This window comes from Streptomyces sp. NPDC054956 (assembly GCF_053609185.1).
On the sequence record NZ_JBSGXB010000343.1, the window covers coordinates 1 to 7,481 of the forward strand.

4 protein-coding genes are annotated in these 7,481 nt (G+C 71.6%); 1 reads left to right on the forward strand and 3 read right to left on the reverse strand.

The window, feature by feature from the left end; translation table 11 throughout:
* Nucleotides 1-47 precede the first annotated feature (47 nt).
* The 3 genes from ACWGDE_RS33440 to ACWGDE_RS33450 all read right to left on the reverse strand — a co-directional run bounded on the left by ACWGDE_RS33440 (nucleotide 48) and on the right by ACWGDE_RS33450 (nucleotide 6,612).
* On the reverse strand, nucleotides 48-5,033 hold the full coding sequence (locus ACWGDE_RS33440) for an NAD-glutamate dehydrogenase (RefSeq protein ID WP_453392809.1): 4,986 nt from the start codon (nucleotides 5,031-5,033) through the stop codon (nucleotides 48-50).
* A 368-nt stretch (nucleotides 5,034-5,401) separates the two neighbouring features.
* Nucleotides 5,402-6,115 (reverse strand): HAD family hydrolase, encoded by a 714-nt coding sequence (locus tag ACWGDE_RS33445; RefSeq protein WP_453392810.1) that lies wholly within the window; start codon nucleotides 6,113-6,115, stop codon nucleotides 5,402-5,404.
* Nucleotides 6,112-6,612, reverse strand: a complete 501-nt coding sequence (locus ACWGDE_RS33450) for a DUF6912 family protein (protein WP_453392811.1) — start codon at nucleotides 6,610-6,612, stop codon at nucleotides 6,112-6,114. The genes ACWGDE_RS33445 and ACWGDE_RS33450 overlap by 4 nt, the downstream gene beginning before the upstream one ends.
* 340 nt (nucleotides 6,613-6,952) lie before the next feature.
* Here ACWGDE_RS33450 and ACWGDE_RS33455 point away from each other — a divergent pair, with 340 nt between their 5' ends.
* Nucleotides 6,953-7,363 (forward strand): Rv3235 family protein, encoded by a 411-nt coding sequence (locus ACWGDE_RS33455; RefSeq protein WP_453392812.1) that lies wholly within the window; start codon nucleotides 6,953-6,955, stop codon nucleotides 7,361-7,363.
* The last annotated feature ends 118 nt before the right edge of the window (nucleotides 7,364-7,481 follow it).

A 7,481-nucleotide genomic window follows, 5' to 3' on the forward strand; every position in this document is an offset into this window, starting at 1 on the left:
GGTCCCGGGCCCGGCCCGTTCTCGGTCAGCCCGCGGCTGCGAACCGGCTAGCTGTGGGCGCGGAGCAGCGACCGCATCGTCCGCATCGCCACCGACAGGTTCGCCAGGTCGAAGTCGTCCGACCCCTGGATCTCGTCCAGAGTGGTCCGCGCACGGCCGATGATCGCCGAGTTCTTCTCCTCCCACGCCTTGAAGCGCTCCTCGGGAGTCGAGTCGCCGTTGCCCACCGACAGCACGTCGGCGGTCAGCGCCGCGTGCGCCGCGAACAGGTCCTCGCGGATGGAGGCGCGGGCCATCGACTGCCAGCGGTCGGCCCGCGGCAGGTCGATGATCCGGTCCATCAGCTGGGTGATGTCCAGCCGGTCCGCGAGGTCGTAGTAGACCTCGGCGACGGCCAGCGGTTCGACACCCGTACGGTCCGAGATCGCGACGATGTCCAGCGTCGGGAAGGCGGAGGAGAACCCGGCCACCTTGGCCGCCAGCTCCTCCGGCACGCCCTCGCCGATCAGCTCGGCCATGACCGCCTCGTACCACTCCAGGTCCGCGCCGCGCACCAGCTTGGCCAGGTCCGACCAGACCTGCTCCACCCGCTCGGCGAAGAACTCGATGGTCTCGGTGATCTGGAGCGGCTGCGGCCGGTTGTTCAGCAGCCAGCGCGTACCGCGCTCGACCAGACGGCGCGAGTGCAGCCGCACCCGGGTCTGGACGTCCGCGGCGACCTTGTTGTCGAGCGCCTCGACGGCGTCCCACACCTCGGCCAGGCCGAAGATCTCGCGGGCGGCGAGCTGCGCGCGGACGATCTCCTCCAGGGAGGCCCCGGTCTCCTCGCGCAGGCGGTGCAGGAAGGTCGAGCCACCGCTGTTGACGGTGTCGTTGACCAGCACGGTGGTGATGATCTCGCGGCGCAGCGCGTGCCCGTCGACCTGCTCCGGGAACTTCGCGCGCAGCGCGCCCGGGAAGTAGGCGTGCAGCAGGCGGGCCAGGTACGGGTCGTCCGGCAGCTCGGTGTGGATGAGCTCGTCCGCCACCGTGATCTTGGTGTAGGCGAACAGGACGGCCAGCTCCGGCTGGGTCAGGCCCTTGCCGTTGTTGAGCAGCTCGCGGATCTGCCGGTCGTTGGGCAGGAACTCCAGCTCCCGGTTGAGCAGGCCCTCGCGGCCCAGGCGGCGCATGAAGCGCTGCTGGGCGTGGAGCAGGCTGGGCGCCTGGGCGGCGCCGTTGGCCAGGGCCACGTTCTGCGCGTAGTTGTTGCGCAGCACCAGACGGCCGACCTCGTCGGTCATCTCGGCGAGGAACTTGTTGCGCTGCTTGACGGTCAGGTCACCGTCGGAGACCACCGAGTTCAGCAGGATCTTGATGTTCACCTCGTGGTCGGAGGTGTCCACGCCCGCGCTGTTGTCGATGGCGTCGGTGTTGACCTTGCCGCCCTCGCCGCCCGCGCCGCTGCGCGCGAACTCGATGCGGCCGAGCTGGGTCAGACCCAGGTTGCCGCCCTCGCCGATGACCTTGGCCCACACGTCGGAGCCGTTGACGCGGATGGCGTCGTTGGCCTTGTCGCCGACGTCCGCGTGCGTCTCGGCCGTCGCCTTGACGTACGTACCGATGCCGCCGTTCCACAGCAGGTCCACGGGGGCCTTGAGGATGGCCTGCATCAGGTCGGCCGGGGTCATCTTGGAGACGCCGGCCTCGATGCCGAGGGCCGCGCGGACCTGCGCGTTGACCGGGATGGCCTTGGCGCTGCGCGGGTGGATCCCGCCGCCCTGCGAGAGCAGCGAGGCGTCGTAGTCCGCCCACGAGGAGCGCGGCAGGTCGAACAGGCGCCGGCGCTCGGCGTAGGAGACGGCCGCGTCCGGGTTCGGGTCGATGAAGATGTGCCGGTGGTCGAATGCGGCGACCAGTCGGATGTGCTCGGAGAGCAGCATGCCGTTGCCGAAGACGTCGCCGGACATGTCGCCGACGCCGACGACCGTGAAGTCCTGGGTCTGGGTGTCGTGCCCGAGCTCCCGGAAGTGCCGCTTGACGGACTCCCAGGCGCCGCGGGCGGTGATGCCCATGCCCTTGTGGTCGTAGCCGGCGCTGCCGCCGGAGGCGAAGGCGTCGCCCAGCCAGAAGCCGTAGGACTCCGCGACCCCGTTGGCGATGTCGGAGAAGGTCGCGGTGCCCTTGTCGGCGGCGACGACGAGGTAGGTGTCGTCCTCGTCGTGGCGGACCACGCCCTTGGGCGGGACGACCTCGCCGCCGACCATGTTGTCGGTGATGTCGAGGAGCGCCGAGATGAAGATCTTGTACGAGGCGATGCCCTCGGCGAGCCAGGCGTCGCGGTCCACCGACGGGTCCGGCAGGTTCTTGGCGACGAAGCCGCCCTTCGCGCCGACCGGCACGATGACGGTGTTCTTGACCATCTGCGCCTTGACCAGGCCGAGGATCTCCGTACGGAAGTCCTCGCGCCGGTCGGACCAGCGCAGACCGCCTCGGGCGACCTTGCCGAAGCGCAGGTGGACGCCCTCGACGCGCGGGGAGTACACCCAGATCTCGAAGGCCGGGCGCGGGGCCGGCAGGTCCGGGATGGCCTGCGGGTCGAACTTCATCGACACGTAGGAGTGCTGCTCGCCGGCACCGTTGAGCTGGAAGAAGTTGGTGCGCAGCGTGGCCTTGATGAGGGTGAGGAAGGACCGCAGGATGCGGTCCTCGTCCAGCGAGGCGACCTGGTCCAGGGCCCCGTCCAGCTCCTCCAGCATCGCGTCGACGAGCTCGCTGCCCGCGGACTGACGGCCGGGCGACATGCGGGCCTCGAAGAGCGAGACCAGCAGCCGGGTGGTGTGGACGTTGTTGCGGAGGGTGTCCTCCATGTAGTCCTGGCTGAAGGTGGCACCGGCCTGGCGCAGGTACTTGGCGTACGCGCGCAGGACGACGGCCTGCCGCCAGGTCAGCCCGGCGCCCAGCACCAGGGTGTTGAAGTTGTCGTTCTCGGCGTCGCCCTGCCAGACCGCCGCGAAGGCGTCCTGGAACCGCTCGCGGGCGTCGTCGCCGAGGTAGTTGGACGTCGCGCCGTCGCCGTTGCCGCTGGGGAGCGGCATGCGCAGGCCGAAGTCGTAGATCCAGGCGTTGGTGCGGTCGGTGCACCGCAGCTCGTACGGCCGCTCGTCGGTGACCTCGACGCCCAGGCGCTGCAGGACGGGCAGCACCGCGGAGAGCGAGACCTGCTCGCCCGTGCGGTAGATCTTGAAGCGGCGCTCGCCGGGGCCCGCGCCGACCGGCTCGTACAGCGAGAGCGCGAACTCGCGGTCGCTGGCGGAGAGCCGCTCGAGGTGGCACAGGTCGGCCACGGCCGCGCGCGGCGAGTGGTCGGCCTTGTAGCCCTCGGGGAAGGAGTTGCCGTACTTGCGCAGCAGCTCGGCGGCGCGCTCCTCGCCCAGTTCCGCGACGAGCGCCTCGCCGAAGCCGTCGGCCCAGGAGCGGGCGGCCTCGACCAGGCGGCCCTCCAGGCGCTCGACGTCGGCGTCGGTCAGCGCGGGCAGCTCGGTGCCCTGCGGGACGCGGACGACGAAGTGGATGCGGGAGAGGATCGACTCGGTGTTCCAGGCGGTGAAGTCGACGCTGATGCCGCCGAGCTCCTCCTTCAGGATGTCCATCAGGCGCAGCCGGACGCCGGTGGTGAACCGGTCGCGCGGCAGGTAGACGAGCGCGGAGTAGTAGCGCCCGTACTCGTCCTGGCGCAGGTACAGCCGCAGCCGGCGGCGCTCCTGCAGGTACAGCACGGAGGTGGCGATGGCCTGGAGCTGGTCGACCGGGGTCTGGAACAGCTCGTCGCGCGGGTAGGTCTCCAGGATCTGCAGCAGGTCGCGGCCGTCGTGGCTGGACGGCGCGAAACCGGCGCCGTCGAGGACCTCGGCGACCTTGCGGCGGATGACGGGGACGCGGCGCACCGACTCGGTGTACGCGGCGGAGGAGAACAGGCCGAGGAAGCGGCGCTCGCCGACGACGTTGCCCTCGGCGTCGAACTTCTTCACGCCCACGTAGTCGAGGTACGAGGGGCGGTGCACGGTGGAGCGGCTGTTGGCCTTGGTCAGCACCAGCAGGCGGTGCTCGCGGGCCTTGGCGCGGGCGTCGGCGGGCAGCCGGTTGAAGGACGGCGAGACCGGGTGGCCGTCGTCCTTGCCGCTGTGGTGCGGGTCGGAGCGCAGGATGCCGAGGCCGGTGCCGGGCACGGCGGCCAGGGAGTCGCCGTCGACGAGGTTGTACTCGCGGTAGCCGAGGAACGTGAAGTGGTCGTCGGCGAGCCAGCGCAGCAGCTCGCGGGCCTCTTCGAGCTCGTACTCGCGCAGGTCGGGGGCGGTGGGCTCCTGGGGCAGGCCCTCGGCGATGCGCAGCGCGGCGTCGCGCATCTTCTCCCAGTCCTCGACGGACTCGCGGACGTCGGACAGGACGCGCAGCAGATCGGCGTTGATCTGCTTGAGGTCGGCCTTGTCGGTCTCGCGGTCGATCTCGACGTGGATCCAGGACTCGACGAGGGAGTCGTGGGGGCGCGCGGTCAGCGGACCGTGGGCGTCGCAGTCGGGGCCGAGGATCTCGATCAGCTTGCCGGTGACGTCGCGGCGGACGACGACCTGCGGGTGGATCACCACGTGGATCCCGCGGCCCTGGCGGGACAGCTCGTTGGTGACGCTGTCGACCAGGAACGGCATGTCGTCGGTGACCACCTCGACGACGGAGTGGCTGGAGGTCCAGCCGTTCTCCTCCACCGTGGGGGTGTGCACCCGGACGTTCGCGGTGCCCTGCGGGCGCGTCTCCGCGATCCGGTAGTGGGAGAGCGCTGCCCCGAACACGTCGACCGGATCCCGGTCGAGGAGGTCCTCGGGGGCGGTGTGCAGGTAGTAGCGCTGGAGGTAGGAGAGCATCGCGTCCTGGTCCGGACGGCCGCGCTCCCCTTGCTCGGACCCAGTCGGAAGTAGCCCCCCGGCCGGGCTGTTCTCAGCTACCCGTGCCGCCCGCGCGAGCAGCTCGGCCTTTGCTTCGTCCAGCTTGGTCTGCATGTCCTCTGGCTCCTGTCGCGCGCCATTGCGTGACGTAGGTGAAGGAAGGAATGGCATAGCACCGCGATGCGGGGTTTCCGTTCGGGACCGGCGCTACGCCGTGGAGAAGGCCGCCCGGAAACGAATCGGCCATGATCGGCACGAGGTCCCGGCAGCGGGGATCAGCGATGGCCCGGGCACGGTCGTGCGCCGGGCGCTTGCCGGAGGCTTCAGTGCCTCCGAGAACTATCGCGCTGATCACGGGTACCAGGCTATCTCGCTCCACCCCCGGCTCGTCATGAGCTGTATGTGTACAAATCCGGGGGTGGAACTTTGACACTCTGGACAGCGACGCGCCCGGGGAGCCGTGCAGGGTCACGATCCGGTCGCTATCCGGCCAGTGCGCGAGCAGCGCTTACGGCCTCCGCCAGGCTGTCCACGACGGGGACACCGGCCGATTCCAGACTGGCGCGGCTGTGCGATCCGCCCGTATACAGGACGGCCCCCGCGCCCACGTGAGCGGCGGCCAGCGCGTCGTCCACGGCGTCTCCGATGAGCACCGTACGTGGCGCCGTCACCCCCGTCCCCTCCAGGGCCTGAAGGTGGCGTACGAGGTGTCCCGCCTTGGTGGTGTGGGAGGGCCCCGTGCGGCCGTCGACGCGCAGGAAGTGCCGGTCGATGCCGTGCGCCCGGACGAGCGGGACCAGCTTGTCGTGGGGCGCGAGGGACAGCAGGGACTGGGTGAGCCCCTCCGCCTGCCAGTCCCGCAGCAGCTCCCGGGCTCCTTCGGCGAGCCCGGCGTCCTCGGCGGCGGCCCAGTAGTGGCGGTGGAAGGTCTCGTCCATCACGGCCCACTCGGCTTCCGTGGGGAGCCGGCCCATGAGGCGCTCGTAGAACTTCGGCACCGGTACGACGTACAGCTCGCGGTAGCGCTCCAGGCTGATCGGCTCGAAGCCGAGCTCGGCGAAGGAGGCGTTGGTGGCGGCCATGACGGCGTCGATGTCGTGGAGCAGCGTGCCGTTCCAGTCCCACACGATGTGCGAGGCCGGGGGCGTCGTGGGCGACGCGGGTGTCGCGGGTGTCGCGGGGGCGGACGGGTTCACTTCAGCAGCCCCGGAATCTCCTGCACCCCGAACCAGAGCAGCTCGTGGTCCTCGGCCCCGTCGACGGTGAACACCGCGTCCTCGTCGCCCCGGTCCGCGGCGGGGACGGCCAGCACGGCGGCCGTCACGTCCTCCAGGGCGTCCTCCGCGTCCACGTGCACGGCGGCGGCCACGGAGAGCCGTACGGTCCCCGCGAGCGTCACCTGGCCCAGCGTGGCCTCGTCGACCCCGGGGGTGGCGGTGGCGGCCTTGTCGTCCACGTCGACGGCGACGACGACCCGCTTGCGGGGCGCGGAGCCGTCCTCGGCGATCAGCCGCAGCGAGGCGGCGGCGGCCCGGCCCAGGGCGGCGTACTCCAGCTCCTCGATGTCGTCCGACACGTACCACTCGCGCAGCCCGGGCGTGACGGCGTACGCCCGCAGCGGAGCCGGGCCCAGCTCACCCGCCTCGTGCGCCTCGGCGAGCCCGGGAAGGGTCAGGGGGACGTACACACGCATGGCCGGCTGCTTTCGGTAGTCGGAAACGCCCTCAGGATACGACCGTTCACCGGCACGCCCCCCGGATGCCTCCGCGCCCGTCCCCCGGACTCCGTCCGTGACGGGTCCCGTCCCCCTTCGGGGTGCCGGGGCGGGGCCGCGGGGCGTCCACCCCGGTCCCGGCGGGAGCGCGGCGGGGGCCCCGGGGCAGCGGGCACCCGACCCGGATAGGTGAAGGCGGACCCCGGCTCAGGCGGCCGTGCGCGGCCGTTGCGGAGCGTGTTCGCGGGACCGTAGAAGTCCCCTACCAAGTTACCGCCCGGTACCCGTTCCGGGCCCGGACTTCTCGGGGGAAGACGCCATGACCAGCAGGACCGCCCGGACCGCCCGGACCAGGAACTCCACCCGGCCCCCGGGTCGCCACGACCAGCGCCGCCCGCCTGCCGCGGTCCACCGCGGCCCGCACCACTGGTTCGCCGACCGGCTGCTCGCCGTGCTCAGCGGCCGCCGCCCGGTCCACTCGCTGATGGGCCACACCGTCGGCCCGGCCTACGACCAGCTGATCGCCCTGGCCCCCGCCGACCCCCCGCGCGACCGGCCCAGCCCCGTGATCCACGGGTGCGGACGCTTCACCCCCGGCCCGGGGGTCATCGAGGCCTTCGCCCGCATCGCGACGGGCGACCGCCTGACGGCACTGGCCTTCCGCCTGGAACAGGGCCCCGACCTGCGCTGGCGCTGCGCGGCCGTCGAACTCCAGGGCATGCGGCCATGAGGGCAGGGTCCGCCGGCGTACGGACCGCGGACGTACGGACCGCCCGCGTACGGACCGCCCGCGCGGGACCCCGTACGAACGCCGCCGGGGCCGGACCCCACGTACCACGTGGTGTCCC